At 58.8% G+C, this 17,559-nt stretch carries 16 protein-coding genes; 7 read left to right on the top strand and 9 right to left on the bottom strand.

Going from position 1 to position 17,559, the window contains the following annotated elements; all coding sequences use genetic code 11:
* Positions 1-9: 9 nt before the first annotated feature.
* Positions 10-1,119 (bottom strand): ABC transporter substrate-binding protein, encoded by a 1,110-nt coding sequence (locus QKE19_RS05735; protein WP_076772174.1) that lies wholly within the window; start codon positions 1,117-1,119, stop codon positions 10-12.
* 203 nt (positions 1,120-1,322) lie between these two features.
* Between QKE19_RS05735 and QKE19_RS05730 the strand changes: the two genes are divergently transcribed.
* From QKE19_RS05730 to QKE19_RS05720, 3 genes are all read left to right on the top strand, one after another.
* Positions 1,323-1,877 (top strand): neocarzinostatin apoprotein domain-containing protein, encoded by a 555-nt coding sequence (locus QKE19_RS05730; protein WP_016421806.1) that lies wholly within the window; start codon positions 1,323-1,325, stop codon positions 1,875-1,877.
* 44 nt (positions 1,878-1,921) lie between these two features.
* Positions 1,922-3,106, top strand: coding sequence for an isocitrate/isopropylmalate family dehydrogenase (locus QKE19_RS05725; protein ID WP_147766059.1), 1,185 nt, complete (start codon positions 1,922-1,924; stop codon positions 3,104-3,106).
* Positions 3,107-3,226: 120 nt separating this feature from the next.
* Positions 3,227-3,991, top strand: coding sequence for an NYN domain-containing protein (locus QKE19_RS05720; protein ID WP_284807357.1), 765 nt, complete (start codon positions 3,227-3,229; stop codon positions 3,989-3,991).
* A 3-nt stretch (positions 3,992-3,994) separates the two neighbouring features.
* Here QKE19_RS05720 and QKE19_RS05715 read toward each other — a convergent pair whose 3' ends face one another.
* Both QKE19_RS05715 and QKE19_RS05710 read right to left on the bottom strand, forming a co-directional pair.
* A complete protein-coding gene (locus QKE19_RS05715; protein WP_147766061.1) occupies positions 3,995-4,876 on the bottom strand; it encodes a VOC family protein in 882 nt (293 codons plus the stop codon).
* A 3-nt stretch (positions 4,877-4,879) separates the two neighbouring features.
* Entirely contained in the window at positions 4,880-5,173 is a 294-nt protein-coding gene (locus QKE19_RS05710) for an RNA-binding S4 domain-containing protein (protein ID WP_005510922.1), read from the bottom strand.
* Between the two features lie 164 nt (positions 5,174-5,337).
* Between QKE19_RS05710 and QKE19_RS05705 the strand changes: the two genes are divergently transcribed.
* Both QKE19_RS05705 and QKE19_RS05700 read left to right on the top strand, forming a co-directional pair.
* Complete coding sequence (locus tag QKE19_RS05705; protein WP_070595852.1) at positions 5,338-5,865, top strand: HPP family protein; 528 nt, start codon at positions 5,338-5,340, stop codon at positions 5,863-5,865.
* A 49-nt stretch (positions 5,866-5,914) separates the two neighbouring features.
* Positions 5,915-6,619: a NeuD/PglB/VioB family sugar acetyltransferase gene (locus QKE19_RS05700; protein ID WP_242458690.1), complete on the top strand. Its 705-nt coding sequence runs from the start codon at positions 5,915-5,917 to the stop codon at positions 6,617-6,619.
* On the opposite strand, the gene QKE19_RS05695 is transcribed toward QKE19_RS05700, so the two are convergent.
* Genes QKE19_RS05695 through QKE19_RS05670 form a run of 6 tightly spaced genes read right to left on the bottom strand, consistent with a single transcriptional unit; the run spans position 6,603 to position 14,335 of the window.
* Positions 6,603-7,253 (bottom strand): sugar transferase, encoded by a 651-nt coding sequence (locus tag QKE19_RS05695; RefSeq protein ID WP_147766065.1) that lies wholly within the window; start codon positions 7,251-7,253, stop codon positions 6,603-6,605. The two genes, QKE19_RS05700 and QKE19_RS05695, sit on opposite strands and share 17 nt — an antisense overlap.
* Before the next feature lie 10 nt (positions 7,254-7,263).
* A complete protein-coding gene (locus QKE19_RS05690) occupies positions 7,264-8,826 on the bottom strand; it encodes an O-antigen ligase family protein (RefSeq protein ID WP_347890563.1) in 1,563 nt (520 codons plus the stop codon).
* Complete coding sequence (locus QKE19_RS05685) at positions 8,823-10,001, bottom strand: DegT/DnrJ/EryC1/StrS aminotransferase family protein (RefSeq protein ID WP_126107793.1); 1,179 nt, start codon at positions 9,999-10,001, stop codon at positions 8,823-8,825. Before QKE19_RS05685 ends, QKE19_RS05690 begins: the two co-directional genes overlap by 4 nt.
* Positions 10,001-11,191 (bottom strand): glycosyltransferase family 4 protein, encoded by a 1,191-nt coding sequence (locus QKE19_RS05680; protein ID WP_016421795.1) that lies wholly within the window; start codon positions 11,189-11,191, stop codon positions 10,001-10,003. The genes QKE19_RS05685 and QKE19_RS05680 overlap by 1 nt, the downstream gene beginning before the upstream one ends.
* A 3-nt stretch (positions 11,192-11,194) precedes the next feature.
* A complete protein-coding gene (locus tag QKE19_RS05675; protein ID WP_016421794.1) occupies positions 11,195-12,439 on the bottom strand; it encodes a hypothetical protein in 1,245 nt (414 codons plus the stop codon).
* Positions 12,440-12,457: 18 nt separating this feature from the next.
* Positions 12,458-14,335 (bottom strand): polysaccharide biosynthesis protein, encoded by a 1,878-nt coding sequence (locus tag QKE19_RS05670; protein WP_016421793.1) that lies wholly within the window; start codon positions 14,333-14,335, stop codon positions 12,458-12,460.
* 366 nt (positions 14,336-14,701) lie between these two features.
* On the opposite strand from QKE19_RS05670, the gene QKE19_RS05665 reads away from it, so the two are divergent.
* Positions 14,702-14,854, top strand: coding sequence for a hypothetical protein (locus tag QKE19_RS05665; protein WP_155877870.1), 153 nt, complete (start codon positions 14,702-14,704; stop codon positions 14,852-14,854).
* 132 nt (positions 14,855-14,986) lie between these two features.
* Positions 14,987-17,554: a multicopper oxidase domain-containing protein gene (locus QKE19_RS05660; RefSeq protein WP_016421792.1), complete on the top strand. Its 2,568-nt coding sequence runs from the start codon at positions 14,987-14,989 to the stop codon at positions 17,552-17,554.
* The last annotated feature ends 5 nt before the right edge of the window (positions 17,555-17,559 follow it).

Genomic DNA, 17,559 nt, shown 5'->3' with positions numbered 1-17,559 from the left:
CTCAGCCAGTCACTTCCCCGCAGTCTTGTCAGCGCTCACACGAGAGCCTGCACCAGCGCCATCACCTGCACCATCACCAGCACCGCCACCGTAGAGAGCATCCGCAATGGCGCGAATCGCACGCGGCGACTGCGAGTCAAAGGACAGCAGCTGCGAATCGGGCACGTCCACAACGGACTCATTCTGGCCCGCCGGGGTCTGTGCGATACCCGGGATTTCCTTCAAGCCTTCAATCCCGCCGACGGACTCCAGGCCACCAGACATAACCAGGATGGTGTCTGGAGCCGCAGCGATGAGCGACTCTGGCGTAATCGGCGTGAACGCACCCTCAATACCCACGCCCTCACCGGCATCGACACCGCCGAGACGAGTGATCAGAGAACGCCCACCAGAATCCGGTCCCGCAATCATGGCCACACCGGTTCCGCGCACGTAGAGAATCATCATCTTGCGGCCATCGGCCTTGGCCTGCGCGTACTCGGTCGCAGCCGCCAGCTCCTTGTCCAGGTGCTCCTTCACCGGGCCAACTTGGTCAGCCAGGCCGACTGCGCCCGCGACTTCGTCGATAAGCGTGTTGATCGTCTCGGGAGTGCGCTCGTCCGACACATGGACGACGGTGATCCCCGCTTTTTCAAACGTGTCGAAGACACGGCTAGGGCCAATCGTGCCATCGGTAATGATGAGCTCCGGCTTTAGCTTCATCACCGACTCAGCATTGACTGCATGCCCGCCGATGGTGAGGTTCGGCAAATCCTTTACCGCCGGGAAATCGGAGGTGGAGTCGCGCCCCACCAGACGGTCTCCGAGGCCAAGCGTGTAGACCGCACGACTGAGTGCTCCCGCCCGGTCAAGCGTGAGAATACGCTGGTAGTCCTTGTCCGCCGCCGGTTTCGGGTCTTTCAGCAGCACTTCGGGGTTTTCCGAAGGCAGGTTCGCATGCGCGGCACCGTGAGCGGAAATGTTGTCGGCGCGCGGAACCGTCGTCACGCCAGCGCTTGACGACGATGCCCCCTCCCTCGCGGCATCATCGGAACCACAGGCGACTAGTCCTGCGACTAGGACAACACTCAGCAGTGTTCCGGCAAGACTGCGAACGCGACAGGCAGGCACGGTGAACATATTCCCCCTCTGTGAGCTGACGCTGCACGGAGATAGACGACAAAAAGAATGACTAAATAACGACTAACACTAGTAACAAAGAGCTTAGAAAGGACTTTGCTCTACTCACCCAAAGAATCTTAGGCTATCTTTTAGTTCTAGGTTAGCCTACCCTTAAATAAAGATAGTAATTTCTACAGTTTTTCGGAAGGACGTTACCTCCTATGACTACTCGTACACTCCAGCGTCGCGCGGCTTTCCTGGCTATTCCGGCCGTCGCCGCACTTCCACTTCTCGCCGCCTGTGGCGCAGATGACGCGTCCGATGCCGCGCAGGATGCTGCCAACGCCTCGGAAACCACCAGCTCGGCTGCAGATCAAGAAACCGACACCGACGCCAGCGCCGGCGAAGTAACCATGGAGGCCGAGCCGGTCAACGACCTCTCCGAGGGCGATGTCATCTCCGTCGACCTGTCTGGTCTCGACCCCGACTACGGCTACTACGCCGCACTCTGCGCCGCCGAGAAGGCTCCAGGCAACCCCGTCCCGGACTGCACCGGTGACCGCAGTGCCGGCACCCAGTCGCAGCAGTGGATTACCAAGAAGTCCGGCGGCACCACCACCATCGCCGACGACAACACCGCACACTTCGAGCTCAGCGTCGTCCCCACCGGCGAGGCCGTGGACTGCACCCAGCAGGACTGCGTGCTGAAGCTCTTCGGTGACCACAGCGAGGGCTTCGAGGACATCACCGAGATCCCGGTTACTTTCGCAAAGTAGCCAAACCGCACACGCGCAGGCGTCGCAGTCCTAGGCTAAGAGCCATGGAAACCGACCAGCCTGCGACTGCTTTAGAAGCGGCACCGCGCCGCATCACACTCCTGCCCGGCGACGGCATCGGCCCCGAAATCACCGATGCCTGCCGAGGACTCATCGCCGATGTCTTCCCGCACTGGGAGCTGACAGAGGCACAAATTGGCTGGTCCCAGTGGTGCGCGCACGGCAATCCCGTCCCGCAGGAAACTTGGGAAACACTCGGACGCAGCGACGCCGCTCTGCTCGCGGCGATTACCTCCAAGCCCGCTCGCGAGGCTGAGGAAGAACTAGCACCGCATCTGCGCGATACCGGCCTGACCTACCGCTCCCCTGTTCTCCAGCTGCGCCAGCGCCTCGACCTCTTCGCCAACATCCGCCCGGTCACCCTGCCCGGCGCGGCTGCCGACTTCACCATCGTCCGCGAAAACACCGAGGGTCTCTACAGTCACGACTATCTCCTCCCGCCTTACGACACCCCGACCGACTCCCCGCACCACCACCTGTGGGCAGAGGTGGCGGAGGACTCGACGGTGGCTCGCGCCGTCGATAAGCGTGGCGACGTTGCGATTTCTTTGCGCGTGACGACGTCCTTTGCGTGGCACCGCCTTGCGCGACAGGCGGCCAAGTTGGCTCTCGCGCGCCAGGCGGCAAACCCCGATTCGGAGGCCACGCCGATGGTGACGGTGGCGGACAAGCCGAATATCCTGCGGGACTCTGCGCGTGTGATTCGCGGGGCAGTTGAAGAGGTGGCGGAGGAGTATCCGCAGGTTGCATTCGATTTTGCCAATGCGGATGCCGTGGCAATGCAGCTGGTGACCGACCCGGCGCGCTTTGATGTCATCATCGCGGAAAACCTCATCGGCGACATTCTCAGTGACATCGGTGCCGGTTTGATTGGCGGGCTGGGGCTGGCGGCATCGGCGAATGTTGGCGACGACTTTGCGGTTTTCGAGCCGGTGCACGGTTCGGCACCGGACATTGCCGGGCGCGGCATCGCCAACCCGGCTGCGTTTTTGCTCTCTGCGGCAATGTGCGCGGAGCACCTTGGGCATCCGACCTCGGAACTTGCGCCCGCAGCCAAGCTGCGCGAGGCCGTCTACGCCGCCAAGTGCACCGCGCCGACGCCAGACCTCGGCGGCACCGCGACTACCAGCGAGTTTGTGACTGCAGTGCGGGCGGAGCTGGGGTTGTAGGCATTGACTCGATTACGAAGCGCAATTAAAGTGGTTGCTATCAATCCCAGCCGTTGACCCTCCGCCGATAAGGAGAGCGCCGATGACTGGGATTACTCATAGGGGGGAGGGCCAAGAAATATGAGTAGAAACAGATATAGTGCTGCGCGAGCTGCGCCTTTACGCGAGATCACTACAGCAGTGCTTGTTGATGGTGGCTTTTACCGCAAACGTGCGGCAACACTGTTTGGTCATAAGACCGCAGAGGATCGCGCTGATGAACTGGTCAAGTACTGCCATCGCCATATACGTGAATCGCGCGCTGGACTGTACCGAATCTTTTACTACGACTGCCCACCGTCACAGCGGGTTGTTTATCACCCATTGCTCCAGCAGCAAGTCAACCTTGGTAAAAGTGAACTTTTTACCTGGACCAATGACTTCTTCGCTGCATTGGCTAAAAAACGAAAGGTTGCGATTAGAAGAGGAGAGCCTCTTGAAACTCAAGGTGGGTACACCCTAAAAGAGGCTCCGCTCAAGAAGCTTTGCCGTGGCACTATCGATGTTTCACAGCTGACCGAAAATGATTTCACCCTTGATATTTCTCAGAAAGGAGTGGACATGCGAATCGGTCTCGACATCGCTTCTCTTGCTGAACAACGACATGTAAATCAAATCATCATGATTTCGGGCGACAGTGATTTCGTCCCTGCAGCCAAACATGCCCGCAGATCTGGGATAGATTTCATTCTCGACCCGATGTGGGCCCCGATTACCGATAGCCTTAGCGAACACATTGATGGCATTCGCGAGTGCGTAAGCAAACCACCCAAAAACGAAGACGATCCTTTACACGTTAACTACACCGGAAAACAGGACCCTGAGGACGACGAAGAAGAGCTCTAGCCCCTACTGGAACTGGTTGAGGTCAATGCCTTCCAGCGGGTCGGACTCGCGGATGTCCTCCTCCGGTGGCAGCGGCACCTCGCAGAGTACAACTGCCGCACCACACGGATCCTGCACGGTTGCCAGCGGGCCGAACTCGGTAGCCTGCGGGGCAACGAGCACGGAACCGCCCAGTTCCTCAGCCTTGGCGACAGCGGTGTCGATGTTCTCCACGCCAAGGTAGGCCAGCCAGCCAACGAAGCTCTTATCTGCCGCATCGGTCTGTGCAGCAACCGAGCTGGCTACCAAGCCAGCGAACGGCGCCCCGTCTTCCATCGCAACTGCGAAAGTGCCGTGCTCGTTCTTGTTGCGCACTGCGATTTCCCAGCCAAAGAAGTTGTGGTAGAAGTCCGCGACCTGCTCAAAGGTCTCCTCCGGGCCTGCGACCAGCTCGAACCACACCGGGGTGCCGGGCTCGCCCGCTGCAATGAAGGCCTGCTCACCCGGCTGTTCCAAAAGTCCAATGAGGCCACCGGCGGGGTCGGAAACGACGGCCATCGTGGATCCGTCGACAAGCGGGGTCGGTTCCTGGAAGACCTCAGCGCCAAGCTCGCGCGCCTTCTCGACGGCACCAGTGGCGGAGTCGACATGGAAGTTCACGCGCCACTGGTTGACGAAGGCATCCTCAGCGTCCTTATCGGCCTCAAGCAGCACCGACACCGGCATTCCGGACAGCATGGCAACGCGGCGACCAGCGGATGCCTCGCGGGCATCCTCATGGATTGGCGCGGTATTGCGATAAGCCCACCCGAGAACGCCGCGGTAGAAGCGCTCGGTCTTACGCGGTGCGGCGGAGAGCAGGTCTACGCGCAGGGGCATGCCAAATTCGGCGGGAAATGCGGGCATGAGTTACAAGTTCCTCCACTTTTCAGGATCAAAGTCATCGTCGGCGGTGGCCTCATCAAAGTAGTCATCATCGACTTCATCGGCGGTGGCCACGCGTGCCGACATACCGGCAACAGAGACGACGTCCCCTGGACGCAGCACCTTGCCACGGCGAGTGTCGACCTCACCGTTCACGCTGACCTGGCCCTCGGCAATGAGTTCCTTGGCCAGACCGCCCGTTTCCACCAGGTTTGCCAACTTCAGGAATTGCCCGAGACGGATAGACTCGTCCCGGATTGCGACATCGATAGGCTCCATGTCCTTAAGTGTGTCATACCCGGTGAAAATGGTCGGAGTTTGGTTCGGGTCTGGTTCGGGTTTGGAGGCTTGGGAGACCTGGGCGCCACCCCATTTAAACTTCTGTTTCGATAAAAACCTCGAACCGCGACGCGGATGAGGCAGCACACCCTAACATCGTTCTCATGTCTAATTCACGGTCCCCGAAGTGGCTCCGGATTGCCAGCGAAGCGCCACCCCGCCCTCCGCTGCGCCATATTATCGCCGCCTCGGTAGCCGTGAGCCTGCCGCTGATGACCCTGGCACTCATCTCAACTTCTGTCTCTGACCTGCTATTTTTGCCCCCTATTGGCGCTGCCATGGCACTTATCGTCGGTGCGCCCAACTTGCCTCTGGCTCAGCCACGAAATGTGGTGGTCGGACACCTCATCGGCTGCACGACTGGCATCGCAATTCTGCACATGTTGGGTTCGACCATCATTGCTGCAGCGGTTGCCGCCGGCGTTGCCTTCGCGCTCATGCTTCTTGCTCGCGCGGCTCACTCCCCTGCCACCGCTACCGCTATGGTCACCGTGCTAATGCCACACGGCCATGGGCTTGCCAACGACTTCCGCTTCATAGGCTTCATTTTCGCTTCGTCGATCATGATCGTGGTGCTTGGCATCCTCGCAAATCGACTGCGCGGCCTTCGGTATCCCACCTACTGGTGGTAGGTGAATTCGCAGTCACGCACTCCGGCTAAATACGGCTATCAGTGGGATAATGACACTCATGCCAAAGCAGTGGATTAACAACACGACGACCGAAAAGATTGTCATCGTCGGCGCTGGTGGTTTTGGCCGAAACGTGGTCAGCTTCATCAAGGACATCAACGACTACGCAGCAGCCAACGGCCTACCACCGCAGTGGGAAATCCTAGGCATTATTGATGATGGCACCCCAGATATGACCTTTTTCCACAAAATGGGCGTGCAACTCTTGGGCAAAACCGAAATCCTCGCTGACTTGCCCGAGGGGGTCTACTACACAGTCGCAATCGGCAGCGGCGCAGCTCGACGTTCGATTGTGCAACGCGCAGATACCGAAGGGCTCGTGCCTGCGACTCTGGTCCACCCAGACACCAGCATCGGCGCGCTGGTCACGCTCGGCGAGGGCACCGTCATCTGCCCCGGAGCGCGCCTGACCTGCAATATTGAGGTAGGCAAGCACGCCCAAATCAATATGAATGTCACGATTGGCCACGATGCGGTGCTGCGGGACTACTGCACAATCTTCCCGCTCAATGCCGTGTCGGGCTTTGTCACGCTTGGCGAAGCCTGCACCCTAGGCGCCAACTCCGTAATCAACCCCGGCCTCACCGTTGGCGAGGGAGCGTACATCGGATCCGGAGCCGCAGTTACTAGCGATGTCGATGACTACACCGTTGTCGCCGGTGTTCCTGCAAGTGTGATTAAGAACCTGCGCTAGCCGAGACGTCCTTCTCCGACGAACCGGTGAACTCGGTCATAGTCACTTGCCCCTCTTCCGAGATCCCTTCACGCTTGAGCACCACCAAGATCGTGTCAAGCAGAATCTTTGCATCGAGCAGTAGCGACCAATTATCCACGTACTGCACGTCGTACTCGAAACGTTCTTCCCAGGTGATGCCATTGCGGCCCGAGACCTGGGCAAGCCCCGTAATTCCCGGTGGCACCTCATGGCGGCGTGCTTGGCGCGGCGAATAGCGCTCTAGGTACTTCATGCGCAGCGGGCGCGGACCAACGAGGCTCATGTCGCCACGCAGAACGTTAAAGAGCTCCGGGAGTTCGTCCAAGCTTGTGGACCGAAGGAACTTTCCCACCTCCGTGAGGCGGGACGCATCGTCGACAAGCCCCTTTGCCGGATTGACGTGATGCATCGTCCGGAACTTGAGGATATTAAACGGCTTACCATCCTGGCCCGGGCGTTCCTGGCGGAATAGGACTGGCTTTCCCATGGAAAGTCGCACTGCCAGAGCCGTAGCGCCCATAACTGGCGACAGCACAATCAAGCCCGCTGCAGATGCCGCGATGTCGACGCCACGCTTAATTACCCGTTGCGCGCGGATGCTCAGTGAATCCATTGGTTATCTCCTATTTTTCGTTGAACATTTCGCGCAGAAGCTTTTCGGCACGCGCATCGACTTCCGCATTGGAACGGTTCCTGACCAGCCATCCGATTGCACCCACTGCACCGGCCGCGGCAAACGACGCTGCCGCAACGCGCAGTTTCTTGTGGTCATTCTGGTTGTCAGGCGCACTTTGCTTGACGACGGCCACCGCTGGCTCCAGCTCCGGCACAACCGGCTCCGCGGTATCGGTGACCATGACTGGTTCGGGCTCGGCTGCGGGTTCTGGTTGCGGCTCCAGCTCTGGTTCTGCCAATGCTGTGTCCTGCGCGCGGCGCCGTAGGCTCAGCATTGTAAATGCTGCTGCAAAGCCAAATAGCCATAGCGAACGGGAATCGTAGTAGTAGCCGGAAAAAACCTGTGCCACAAGAACCGCTAACGCCACAGCTGCGGTCAGACCAGCTTGAAGAAACTTGAATAGGTGGCGACAGGCGATTGCCAGCACAACCAGCACAATCACAAACAGACCGATACCTATGACACCCGCTTCAGATCCGACTGTGTAGAAGATATTGTGCGGATGCTCCAATGGACGTGAAGACCTCGGTGTCGACAGCACAACGAAGCTATGCAGGCCTCCACCAAAGATGCGGTGTTCACCCATGATTCGGAAAGCTTCATCATGGAGATGACCGCGTCCGGAATCATGTTCTTTTTCGAAGGTCAACTGGATAAAGCGCGTCTTAAAGTACTCTTCAATCTCGGTACCTGCGATGAACCGCGAGTATCCATACGCGACCGCTGCGGCGACTGCGACGTAAAAAACAGTCGCCCACTTCCAACCCCAGTGAAAAAACACAGCTATAGCGGTAAAGAGGACTACCACGGTGGTAGCAACCAGTACACCGCGGCTTCCCGACGCAACGAGACCGTAAGCAAATGGTGCAGCGAACAAGAGAGCTGCCCACATGAACTTACGCCACAGCATGAAAAACACAGCTGCCGCGATGCCGTACAGCATGAAACGGGCAAAGACATTCGGTCCACCGCCGAACGCCGTCATGCGCCCGACATATTTCGGACCAGTAATGCCACCGTAGAGAAAAATAAGCGAGCAAATGGCTACTGCTAACCACAGCCATACCAGTGCCTGAGGATGCAAATAGAACAGTACTGCTGACATCGTGGCGATGAGCCCAAGCGTTATCAACGCAGTAACGACAGGAGCAACTTCGGCAGCTTCGGGGGCCCACAGTCCGGACAGCATCATCCAGAACAACCAGGCATAGAAAGCCACTAATGCCCACACGGCCATCGGCCACTGCTTTACATTGCCAGCGCCTTTCATCGCATTCAGCCAACTCTGGCGCTGCGCTTCTGGGGTGCCGAAGGCGGTAAGGATTGCAACGATTACCAAAATCGGCAATGCAAGAGAGAGATCAGGAAGCGCCGAAGAGACGTCCTTCATCGTCGTGTCGCCAACGTAGAGGACACCAGCAAACATTCCCGCGGCCACCACAATAAACAGCGACTGCAGTATTGGTTTTCGCTGTTTTACAGTTTCTCCTGCTACCTCTGTAGGAGTCATCCCAGCACTTCCTTCAAAACACCTATCACCCGCGCGACGTCGTCATCGTCCAGCGCCGGACCACTAGGAAGAGTAATGCCGCGGGAGAAAAGATTCTCAGCGGTGCCGTTGATGCTGGCTCGTGCGCCCTCGTATACCGGCTGCAGGTGCATCGGCTTCCACAGGTGACGAGCCTCAATGCTGGCCTCACCAAGTGCTGCAATCACGCTGTCCGGGGTCAGCACACCCTTATCGACGGCCTCCTGCGGCAGCACAATTGAGGTCAACCAGCAGTTCTCGGTGAAACGCTCGTCGGAGTCAGAGAGCAAGCGGGTACCTTTACCAGGGGCATCGTCGTCAAGCGAGGCGAGCAAATCTAGGTATGCATCGCGAATCTGGCGGCGGCGAGCAATCATGCCGTCCAGACGCGAGTGCTGCGCCCGCCCCAGTGCGGCAAGGAGATTGGAAAGTCGGTAGTTGTAGCCGATTTCGGTGTGTTCGTACCAAGCGACGGGCTGACGCGCCTGGGTGGACAGGTAGCGCGCGCGAGCGATGAGATCGGCATCATCGGACAGCAGCATGCCACCGCCGGAGGTGGTCATGATTTTGTTGCCGTTGAAAGACAGCGCGGCGGCACGGCCGAAACTGCCGGCCGGCTGACCATGGACGCTGGCACCGAGCGCCTCGGCGGCGTCCTCGATGAGCGCGATGCCGAGTTCTTCCAGGCGTGGCGCGAAGGCCGGGTAATCGGCGCAGCGGCCAAAGAGGTCCACAATCATCACGGCGGGAACGCTCTTGCCCTCGGCAAGCAGCTCATCGACGGTGCGGAGCAGCAGCTCAGGGTCGATGTTTCCGTCCTCTGCGGCATCGACGAACACCGGCGTAGCACCAACGTAAGCAATGGCGTTGGTCGTGGCCGCGAAGGTCATGGTGGAAACCGGAATGTAGTCACCTTCACCGATCCCCAGCGCAAGCAGCGCCAAGTGCAGGCCAGCGGTGCCAGACGACAGCGCGAGCGCGTGCTCAACACCGCAGCGCTTGGCAATCTCCGCTTCAAACGCGTCTACTTCGGGGCCCAACGGAGCCACCCAACCAGAGTGGAGCGCGCGAACGACGGCCTGTTCTTCTGCTTCGGTGACTGTCGCGAGCGAAAGGAAGATCCGCTCATTGGGCTTGTTAGCGTCGGCGTTAGTCATTACTTCTGCACCTTTCGGACGCGGTTGAGTACCTCGATGAGCTGGTTGTACAGGCTGTCACGGGCAAAACGCTTCTCACCCAGTTCGCGGTTTCGCTGTCCCGCTGCGCGCATCTCATCGCGGTCGGAGATGATCTCAGCGAATCGCTTGGCCGCGGTCGGAATATCGCGCGAGAGACGCCAACCGGCATCGTGCTCGGTTGCGGCTTCCTCCAGCCAGCCACCATGGTTGAACACCACCGGACGCGATGCGGCCATGGCATCGAAGACCTTGTTCAGGGAGTTGCCCTCCAGGCAGGGGTCATCACGCAGCGGCGATAGCGCGATATCGGCGGCAGACACGTACTTGGCGACATCTTCCTTCGGCTGACGGCCGAGGAACATCGCATCGGCATCGAGGCCAGCGTCCTTGGCGCGCTGATACAGCGCGTCCGAGTCGCTTCCCTGCCCCAGCAGGACAAAGCGCACATTCTCCACGCCATCACGACGCAGCTGCGCCGCCAAATCCACAAGCCACTCCAGCTGGTAGGACATGCCAAAACCACCGGCATAGACAGCTACCACGTCATCGCCCCAACCCTGCTCCTTTCGGAAAGCAGCGCGCTGATCGGCCGGGACATCAAAACGCTCAAAGTCCGACGCATTCGGAATCACGGTCACGCGCTTCTTCGGAGCGACCTCTTTGACGCCATCGGCCATCGACGGCGACAGCGCCACGACCTCGCTCGATGCCGCATAAAATGCCTTCTCCAGCTGCTTGGCCAGGAAAATTGCCACCGGATTATTGAGGTAGCCCAACTTGATCGGCACCTCTGGCCACAGGTCACGAATTTCTGCCACCAACGGCGCACGCTGGGTAAACTTCGCCACAATTCCCGGAACCGCCACAGTCAGCGGGGTCGAGGACGCGTAGATCACGTCGGCAGGCACACGGGCAGCGACCGCGGAGGCGCGCACCAGGAAGTTGAAGAAACTGACAATGCGCTCGCGCTTCGACATTTCATTGCGGTATGGAATCGCTAGACGACGCACGTGGATGCCATCAACCGTTTTATCCATGGCCTCATCGCGACCACAGATCATTGTCACCTCGTGGCCTGCGGCGGCCATTCGGCGGGCAAACTCGTAGGGTCGGGAACCACCCGGCTCACCGGGGAGAACAAAGTGCTGGTGGATATAAGTGATTCGCATTGTTTAGGCTTCCTCGATTACGTCGACGGGGAGTTCTTCGGTGGTAGTTGATGGATTCTTCTGGCCTCCGGTTGGCCGCATTAGCGCCACTGCCGCGACCACGGCTGCTGCAAAATAGACAACTGCGCTGGTCCACGCGAGACCGAGGGCATCTCCGAGAAGAATGCCAATCGGGTAACAAATGACAGCGATGACGGCGGAAATAAGTTCCACTCGGCCAATTCGACGGGGATTGTCACTGCCGAGAATTTCACCGCACAGGTGTCGGTAGCAGCCGAGCACCACGGCCGCGATAGTCAGTGGCAGCACCAACTCCCGGGCAGGCTCAAACTCATGGCCGAATACCGGCACGATAAGGAAGTAGAGTGCCACCCCACCGAGCGCACCAAGTGCCCCGTACGCTGCAGTGACTATGCCAAGGTGTCGGAGCACACGAGATGGGGTGAGTTCGCGACCCCTCTGGTCGCTGGTGCGCTGATCGGCGACTGACTGCGCGATCCAGTACAGCGGTTCCGTCGCCGTCGCCACGACTACGAAAAGACCTAACGACGCCGGTGAGGCCAGCGCCGGCAGCAAAACGCGACCCAAGCGTGTGGTCGTCAGCGGCCCCAGACCCGATGCGATGAATGGGGCATTTGTTCGAGCCGTCTCTACCACTCCGCCAACACGGGAATCGGTGTGTTTGCGTGACTTCGCTAGCGACCAGATTGCCAGTGGCAGTGCCGGGAAGATATAGGCCGCAGCCCACCAGCGCCAGTCTTCGACTCCGGCGAAATATAGCGCAGCGCTAATAAGCAGTACTGAGCCCTGGAAACCGATGAATACTACGACGAAGAAGGACACTCGATGGCGGCTGATAGCCATGGCACGAACCATGGAAAATGACACGGTAACCAAGGCGACGACGCCGGCCATCGCCGTCCATGGTCCGTAGACGACACCTGCAATGGCACAGGCAATCAGAGCGACTACAGTCATGGCGAAACCACTCGGAATGAGACCGTGGTCGTAATCATCGCGGCGCAGCAAAAGCCGATCGGCCCCAAAGCCGACGAATGGCGCCACAATATAGGCGAACTGCAAAACGGTAGCGACCTCGCCTCGACCGGCGGGCCCCAGCACTCGCGCGGAAAGAATACTGACCACAAAGGCGACGACTGCGGCGAGCGCTGAAGCTGCCGAAATCGTCGCAACTGTTCGAACTCTTTGCGCCAGCTGCCCGGAGTTAGAGGAGCTGGTGGTTGTCACGGTGGGGAGTCATCCTAACTATTTTGCTTTCGAGCTAGCGGTTGCAAGTGATTGTGCACCGGTGGGATGCGCCTCAATACTGCTTTGCGCCCCACCGTGCTCTGCAAGCCAACGACGTGCCGCATCGTGATCATGTGTGCACGGAAGAATCCGCGAATTCAGCCGTTCCGGCTCAACACGTACCTCAGTGATTAGCGGATGACGATCACCGATCTTGGGAACCTCGCGGTCATCAACCAAATCCTCGGAGATTTTCTCACCTTCGCGAAGACCCGTGTAGACAATCTCTACGTCTGCGTCATGGAGCCTGATCAGGTTCTCCGCCAGCTCAGCAATCTTGACCGGCTTACCCATCTCCAGCACCAGAGTCTCACCGGACTCTGCAATAACGGTAGCCTGCAGCACCAGCTGCGATGCCTCCGGAATGGTCATGAAGTAGCGCTGAACGTCAGGATGCGTCACCGTCACCGGGCCGCCCTCTTCAATCTGACGCTGGAAAGTCGTAATGACTGAACCACGCGAGCCAAACACGTTACCGAAGCGGACAGATGCCCAGACACCTTCGTGAGTTTTCCCCATGTGCGCAGTCAGACGTTCCGCAGCGCGCTTGGATTCACCCAGAATCGAGGCCGGGTTCGCAGCCTTGTCCGTGGAAATATTAATAACGGTTGAAACGTTGGCCGCAGCCGCTGCATCCAGGACGTTCTGAGTTCCGATGACATTGGTTTGAACTGCTTCTGCAGGGTAGCTCTCCAACAGCGGCAGGTGCTTGAGAGCTGCAGCATGGTAGACAACATCGGGCTTGCGCTCGGTGAAGATCTGCGTCAGCATTTCCGCGTCACGGATATCAGCCAGGACGGTATCGGAGCCGTCGAGAAGCGCCGAACCCGTCAGCGACAGCTGCGTGGCATGCAAGCCGCCCTCATCGCGATCCAGCATAATCAGTTCTGCCGGCTCAAAGCGGTGAACCTGTCGGCAGATTTCGGAACCGATAGAACCTCCAGCGCCGGTAACCAGCACCTTCTTACCGCGGATTATGGAAGCGACCCTGGATTCATCCAGGTGCAGAGGCTGACGGCCAATGAGGTCGGCGATGTTAATTTCGCGCACCTGCGAGGTAGCGACAGCACCACGGTGGCGCGAGTACTCTTCCACCGGCGGCAGAATGAGCAGGCGCAGCGACGATTCCTCACAAATGTGGTTGAGGACGTTGATGCACTCAGTGGACAGTGGCTCATCAGTAGCAATGATGACCGACTGCGCCGAAGTGCGCGATGCGAGCTCACCCAGCTGATCAATTCCACGAATCACGCGGAGACCATGGATACGAGAAATATGGTTCTCGCGGCTTTCCTTGGGATCGACGATTCCAACCAAGTGGAAGCGGTTCTCACGGGAGATACCGGAATCCGTAAGACTGTTAATAAAGAACTTGGCTCGACGGCCTGCACCGAGAACAATCAAGCGATCATCCGTCTGACGGGAGCCAAAGTTGTTGGTAATCCAGCGAGCGAGAGTTCGGGTATAGATACTTGCCAAAGTTGCGACACAGCCACCTGCGAACGGAACGTACCACGCAATTTCCGGGAAGGTCTTCAGGATTTGAGCTAACCCAGTGGCTGCGGTAGCGCCGCCCATGCTGATGCTCAGCAGAACAATATCTTCAGTTCGACTGCCGGGCCATACGCGTTGTGGGTTGGTGTACTCCCCGAGCAGCAGGCCGAGCAGGACGATGACGGCCACGGCGACAGCGACAACCAAAAAATTAGTGCCTGATATTTCAGAGAAAGATACCAATTCACCGCGGACGATTCCGTTAGCGGCGGACAGCGCAATCAGCCAGGCGAGTACGTCAAATACGCACCAGGCGAGCTGCTTCCAGTCTCGGATAAACATTCTTATGCCTTTTACTGCTGGTTAAATTTTCTTACGCACAATGCGTTCCACAGGCTTGGCATACTATGCGATATGAACTACATTTACAGCCCCCTACTACAAAGGGCTACCCCATCGTTCGGGTAGCCAAAAAGCCACCTTTACCACTCATCATTCTCCCTGGCAAAACAACGTTTCACCAACTGTTTACTGAAGCTTCAATCTGTTTACATTCGTCTAACTAGCTGTACAAACTAGCTTCTAACGTAACCACTTCCTGACGATTGCAATTAATGCACAATCACCTCTTTATTGAGATGTTTATTCAAGGAAGTATTTGCGTGAATACTCAAACAATCGTTTTTGACAAAAGGGTTACACTTCCCCGTGAGCACATCATCAACGCGTCGGGCACGCGCTTTCATCACCCGGAAGCCCTTCCTTACTACCCTGATGCTGATTCAAAACCGGATGGGTCAGACACAGAAGACCACACAGTTCTGGCAGGCCCACAAAAACGGCGAAGACCCGACCAAATAAAAGCACTCTTACATGCGCCCATATTAAATGCGCACCCAGTATGCGTATTATTGATATATGTCGTCGCACGCCACACCAGAACCCCAATCCCCCACAACCAAACCGCCTACTAAGCCTGGCAAGAAGCGCCGCATGTCCTGGCATCGCAAGGCCGGTATGCCAGTGCGCTGGTGGTTCGCCTCCATCATTGTGGCAGCACTCATTCACCCTTTCGTCACCGATAGCCGTTGGCTGTTGGTGCATCTCTTTACCCTCGGCGCAGTCACCAACTCCATCCTCATCTGGGGCCGCCACTTCACCGAAAAGCTACTGAAAATCGACGTGCCCGTTGGCAATCGGAAGATTCAGTTGGCAAATATTTACCTGCTCAACGTAGGTATTGTCGCAACGGTCGTCGGCAAGCTCGGTGACTGGTGGCCGGTGACCACCGTCGGCGCGGCGGTCGTCGGCGTCGCCGTCGCATGGCATGCGATTTCCCTCGGCCGCGACCTGATGGCGAAGCGCGATCGGCCATTCGCCATTTCCGTTGCGCACTACGTCGCGTCGGCATGTCTACTGCCCATCGGCGCTGCACTCGGCGCCATCCTCGCATCTCCGAAGGGCAAAGCGCTTCACGACGACCTCCTATTGGCACACGAAGCCGTCAACCTCATTGGCTTCCTCGGGCTCGCGGCCTGCGGCACGCTCATCACCATGTTCCCAGCGCTGTGGCGAACCCAGATGTCGCCGCATTCCCGCCCGAAGCTGGCACTAGCAATACAGCTCATAGGTATCGCGATTACCGCGATCGGTGCACTGACCAGCATCAACTGGATCGCCTCGGTCGGCCTTGGCATCATCACTATCGGCTGGGTCATAGCCGCCATCCCGTGGGCGCACAACGTCATGACCGTCGCTAAAGACCCCCGCGACCGCCTCAGCTACCCGGCGCTGTCTGTCGCGGCCGCCATCGTATGGCTAATCGGCACACTCACAGTCGCCACAGTCAAGGCGCTTGACGACGGCTTCGTAATCTCATCCCTCACGCTGCCGCTGGTAATCGGTTTCGGCGCCCAGTTGCTTATCGGCATGATGAGCCAACTCCTGCCCGCCACCATCGGCGGAGGTGCTGGCCCAGTCTCTGCCGGTATGAAGGAACTTGACCGCGCGGGCGCATTTCGCTGGTCGACCATCAATATTGGTCTGGCACTGTGGCTAATGCCGCTGCCTTCCTGGACCAAAGTGGCGGTCTCCGCAATGGTCTCCCTTGCCTTGGTGTCTTATCTGCCACTTGTCGGCCGGGCCGCAAAGGCACAGATTGGTGCGCTGAAGGAACGCCAGAAGGCACGAGCTAACAAGGAAGCATCGCCGAAGCCGGTCGAGCTGCAAGCAACCGCGCGTCGTCTCGGTGCTCAAACTACCGCTGCTCTGGCTGTATTAGGCCTGGTAGTAACCGTCGGCGTTGCGCTGAGCGGTAGCGGTGGCGGTACGAGCAGCATTGAAACCACCGGCGATGTTGCGCCCACCGGAGAAACCGTCGAGGTCACGGTCACTGCCAACGATATGACCTATACCCCGAACGTCATTGAGGCGAACCCCGGCGACCGCCTGGTCATCACCATGGTCAACGCGGATTCCCAAGTCCACGATCTGCGCTTGGCCACCGGCGAGGACACCGGCCGAGTCTCCCCCGGCGACTCCGCCACCATCGAAGTGCCGGTCGTCCCTGGCGACATTGACGGTTGGTGCACCATTGCTGGCCACCGCCAGATGGGCATGACGCTCACAGTTAATGCAGGTGGTTCGAATCATTCACACCACACTGGGAACAGCAGCCACTCCGACCTCGCAACGCCAGGCGCACTCGGGAATGTCGGCGAGCTACCCGGCCCGGATTCCCCCACCATCAACCCGCTATTAGAACCCGCCGAGGACGCCACGGTTCACCACGTCACGCTGCGAGCCAGCGAGTTCACCGGCTACGCTGCCCCTGGCGTCGAGCAGCAGCACTGGGTCTACAACGGCAAACCGCTGGGGCCAACTCTGCGCGGCAAGGTGGGCGACGAGTTCGTCGTCACGCTCATTAATGACGGCACCATGAGTCACTCCATCGACTTTCACGCCGGCATTGTTTCGCCGGACGAGCCAATGCGCGACATCGCCCCTGGTGAGAAGCTTGAGTACCGCTTCCGTGCTGACCGCGCGGGCATCTGGATGTACCACTGCGCAACCATGCCCATGTCCATGCACATCGCTGCCGGTATGCACGGTGCCGTCATCATCGACCCACCGAATCTCACTGATGTTGACCACGAGGTTCTTCTGGTGCAGTCGGAAAGCTACTGGGGCGAGGACGGCCCCGACGCCGACAAGACCATGGCCGAGGACCCCGATATCTACAAGTTCAACGGCTACCCCGACCAGTATCTCACCCACCCAATTCGCATTCGCGCAGGTGAGACGGTACGTTTCTGGGTACTTGCCGCCGGCCCCAACAAGGGCACGAGCTTCCATATCGTCGGCACGCAGTTCCATCGCGTGTACAAGGAGGGCGCGCTTTTGCTTGACGACGGCGTGGGCGGTGCCCAAGCCCTTGACCTCGGTGCCGCGCAGGGTGGTTATGTTGAGGCCGAATTCCCGGAGCCTGGCACGTACCGCTTTGTCGACCACCAGATGGTGCATGCCGAAATGGGGGCACGCGGCAACATAGTGGTGAACTAAACCAG

It is taken from the genome of Corynebacterium sp. c8Ua_99 (genome assembly GCF_039907185.1).
In the GTDB taxonomy this organism is placed as follows: domain Bacteria; phylum Actinomycetota; class Actinomycetes; order Mycobacteriales; family Mycobacteriaceae; genus Corynebacterium; species Corynebacterium jeikeium_D.
This window is presented reverse-complemented; position numbering and strand designations above follow the sequence as displayed.